The 3856-nt window shown below is 63.6% G+C and carries 3 protein-coding genes and 1 pseudogene; all 4 read left to right on the forward strand.

Going from position 1 to position 3856, the window contains the following annotated elements; all coding sequences use genetic code 11:
- Positions 1-629 (forward strand): tRNA-dihydrouridine synthase (locus ENZ74_RS24810; RefSeq protein WP_206522321.1); only part of this gene is annotated, 629 nt, incomplete at its 5' end.
- Positions 626-1768 carry a nitrogen regulation protein NR(II) gene (locus ENZ74_RS24815; protein WP_013531493.1) on the forward strand — a complete coding sequence of 381 codons (1143 nt, stop codon included), beginning with the start codon at positions 626-628 and terminating at the stop codon, positions 1766-1768. The genes ENZ74_RS24810 and ENZ74_RS24815, both read left to right, overlap by 4 nt.
- Complete coding sequence (gene ntrC / locus ENZ74_RS24820; RefSeq protein ID WP_024505195.1) at positions 1765-3225, forward strand: nitrogen regulation protein NR(I); 1461 nt, start codon at positions 1765-1767, stop codon at positions 3223-3225. Before ENZ74_RS24815 ends, ntrC begins: the two co-directional genes overlap by 4 nt.
- 130 nt (positions 3226-3355) lie before the next feature.
- Positions 3356-3856 (forward strand): annotated as a pseudogene (locus ENZ74_RS24825) (PAS domain-containing sensor histidine kinase); the annotation flags it as partial.

Here is a 3856-nt window from a genome sequence, read left to right on the forward strand (position 1 = left end):
TCGACGCCGTTGTCGGCGCGGTCGAGGTGCCAGTGACGGTCAAGATGCGGCTTGGCTGGGACGAAGGCGCGCTCAACGCGCCGATGCTGGCGCGCCGCGCCGAGCAGGCCGGTGTCAGCATGGTGACCGTGCACGGCCGAACGCGCTGCCAGTTCTATCAGGGCAAGGCCGACTGGCGCGCCATCGCCCGCGTCAAGGAAGCCGTGTCCATCCCGGTCGTCGCCAATGGTGACGTCTCTTCGCCGGCGGAAGCGGCCGACATTCTCGATCAATCGGGTGCCGACGCCGTGATGATTGGCCGTGCCCATTATGGCGCGCCTTGGATCGCAGGTGGCGTTGCGGCCGCAGCGACAGGCGAAGCGACGCCAAATATTCCACAGAACCCGACGGCGCTCGCCGACTACATCGTGGCCCACTATGAGGATATGCTGGCGCTCTACGGCGCCGAAAGCGGCCTGCGCCAGGCGCGCAAGCATCTTGGCTGGTATCTTGATCGGCATGCCGGCGGCGTAGCCGACGACAGCCGAAAGGCCATACTGACCGCATTCGAGCCCGCGCGCGTCATTGCCTTGCTGCGCGATGTGTTTTCGCGCGATCCGCAACCTTTGACCCTGCGGAGTGCCGCATGAACGCCGCCGCCGGCCAAGGCGCTGAAATGGCGGATGCCGCCCAGATCGTACTCAACACCATCCGCCGCCCGGTGATCATGATCAGCGAGGAAGGCTTCATCACCTTTGCCAACGCCGACGCGGAGGACTTCTTTCGTTCAAGCGCGACCATGCTCGCCCGCAACACGCTGTCAAAACTCATTCCCTTCGGCAGCCCGCTGCTGACGCTGGTCGACCAGGTGCGCGAGCGCCTGGCACCGGTCAACGAGTATCGCGTCGACGTGTCGTCGCCGCGTCTCGGCATCGAGAAGGTCGTCGATCTCTATGTCGCGCCGGTACCGGAATTTCCGGGCTCGGTGGTGGTTATGTTCCAGGAACGGTCGATGGCCGACAAGATCGACCGGCAGATGACGCATCGGGGCGCAGCGCGCTCGGTCACCGGCCTGGCCGCGATGCTTGCCCATGAGATCAAGAACCCGCTCTCCGGCATCCGCGGCGCTGCCCAGTTGCTGGAACTGTCGGCTTCCGACGAAGACCGTGCGCTGACGCGGCTGATCACCGACGAGACCGACCGCATCGTGTCGCTGGTCGATCGCATGGAGGTGTTTTCCGACGAGCGGCCGATCGACCGCTACCCCGTCAACATCCATGTCGTGCTCGACCATGTGAAGGCCATTGCCAAGAACGGTTTTGCCAAGAGAATCAAGATATTGGAGGACTATGATCCTTCGTTGCCTCCGGTGTTTGCCAACCGCGACCAGTTGATCCAGGTGTTCCTCAACCTGGTCAAGAACGCCGCCGAGGCGATCGGCAGTGACCCGCAGGGCGAGATCGTGCTGTCGACCGCCTTCCGGCCAGGCATCCGTGTTTCAGTGCCGGGCACGCAGGACCGCGTGTCGCTGCCGCTGGAGTTCTGTGTGCGCGACAATGGCTCCGGCGTCTCGGAAGACATCTTGCCGATCCTGTTCGACCCGTTCATCACCACCAAGCCGAACGGCTCGGGGCTGGGGCTGGCGCTGGTCGCCAAAATCGTCGGCGAACATGGCGGCATCATCGAATGCGAATCGACGCCGCGCGGGACCACATTCCGCATCCTGATGCCGGCCTGGAAAGAAGCGCCATACGGCGCCGATGAAGACGGTGAAGGAGACCGCAAATGACCGTTCGCGGCAATATTCTCGTCGCCGACGACGATGCGGCGATCCGCACTGTCCTCAACCAGGCGCTTTCGCGCGTCGGCCACGAGGTGCGCGTCACCTCCAATGCTTCGACTTTGTGGCGCTGGGTGGCGGCGGGCGAGGGCGATCTGGTCATCACCGATGTGGTGATGCCGGACGAGAACGCCTTCGACATGCTGCCGCGCATCAAGAAGGCGAGGCCGGAACTGCCGGTCATCGTCATGAGCGCCCAGAACACCTTCATGACGGCGATCCGCGCGTCTGAAACCGGCGCCTATGAGTATCTGCCCAAGCCGTTCGACCTGACCGAACTGCTCAACATCGTCAACCGGGCGCTTTCCGAGCCGCGACGGCCGAAGATCGATGCGCGGCCGGAAGAGCAGCCCGATGCAATGCCGCTGGTCGGCCGTTCGGCCGCCATGCAGGACATCTACCGCATGCTGGCGCGCATGATGCAGACCGACCTGACGGTGATGATCTCGGGCGAATCCGGCACCGGCAAGGAACTGGTGGCGCGCGCGCTGCATGAATATGGCCGCCGCCGTGGCGGCCCGTTCGTCGCCATCAACATGGCGGCGATCCCGCGCGACCTGATCGAATCGGAACTGTTCGGTCACGAGAAGGGCGCCTTCACCGGCGCGCAGAATCGCTCGACCGGACGCTTCGAGCAGGCTGAAGGCGGCACGCTGTTCCTCGATGAAATCGGCGACATGCCGATGGAGGCGCAGACCCGCCTGCTGCGCGTGCTCCAGCAGGGCGAATACACGACGGTTGGCGGACGCACGCCGATCAAGACCGACGTGCGCATCGTCGCCGCCACCAACAAGGATCTGCGCACCCTGATCAACCAGGGGCTTTTTCGCGAGGATCTGTTCTATCGCCTCAACGTGGTGCCGCTCCGGCTGCCCGCGCTGCGTGAGCGCTCCGAGGATGTGCCCGACCTTGTCCGCCACTTCTTCAAGCTCGGCGAAATGGAAGGCCTGCAGACCAAGCGCATTTCTTCCGGCGGCATCGAGTTGATGAAGCGCTATCCGTGGCCGGGCAATGTGCGCGAACTGGAAAACCTGGTTCGCAGGCTCGCCGCGCTCTATTCGCAGGACGAGATTTCCGCCGAGATCATCGAGGCCGAGCTCAAGACCGGCGAACGTCCCGTGGTGCCGGGTGGCGGCAATCTCATTCCCGACGATTTGTCGATCGGCCAGGCGGTCGAGCACTTCCTGCAACGCTATTTCGCCTCGTTTGCCGGCGATTTGCCACCTGCCGGGCTTTATCAACGCATCCTGTCCGAGGTCGAGTTTCCACTCGTCCTGGCCTCGATGACGGCAACCCGCGGCAACCAGATCAAGGCCGCGGAACTGCTTGGCTTGAACCGCAACACGCTGCGCAAGAAGATCCGCGAACTTGGCGTCAACGTCTACAAATCGTCGCGCCAGGGCTGAGCCTTTGATCTGAACCCGCGCTCTTTTCAGGGGATCGGCTCGCGAAAGATTTCCGTCTCGGTCACACTTGTTGCATAATCGCCACAATGCGTTGCATACATCCGACGCAATCATGGCACTAGACGGCGACATGGCCCCGCAGGCACCGACAACAAACCAACCGCTTTTCAGCGAACCCGGCGCTCGTGACGGGCGCCGGCTGCTTGCGCTGCCAGGCGTGATCGCGGTCGTCGGCGCGCTGATGACGGCGGCGATCTCGTTCACCATCCTCGTTGGCGCCACGCCGATCACACCGAACGAGTCGACGACGCTGGCGTTGATTGCCCTCAACGCGGCTTTCGTCCTGATTCTTATCGCGCTGGTCGGGCGTGAGGTGCACCGCATCCTGATGGCGCGCCGGCATGGCAAGGCCGCTTCGCGGCTGCATGTGCGCATTGTCGCCATGTTCGCCCTGGTTGCCGCCATTCCGGCCATCATGGTGGCCATCATCGCGTCGATCACGCTCGACATCGGCCTCGACCGCTGGTTCGAGATCCGCACCAAGACGATCGTCAATTCGTCGCTGTCGATCGCCGACGCCTATGTTCAGGAAAATGCCCGCAACCTGCAGGGTACGACACTGTCCATGGCC

Source organism: Mesorhizobium sp. M7A.F.Ca.CA.002.15.2.1, from assembly GCF_003998715.1.
GTDB classification, from domain to species: domain Bacteria; phylum Pseudomonadota; class Alphaproteobacteria; order Rhizobiales; family Rhizobiaceae; genus Mesorhizobium; species Mesorhizobium ciceri.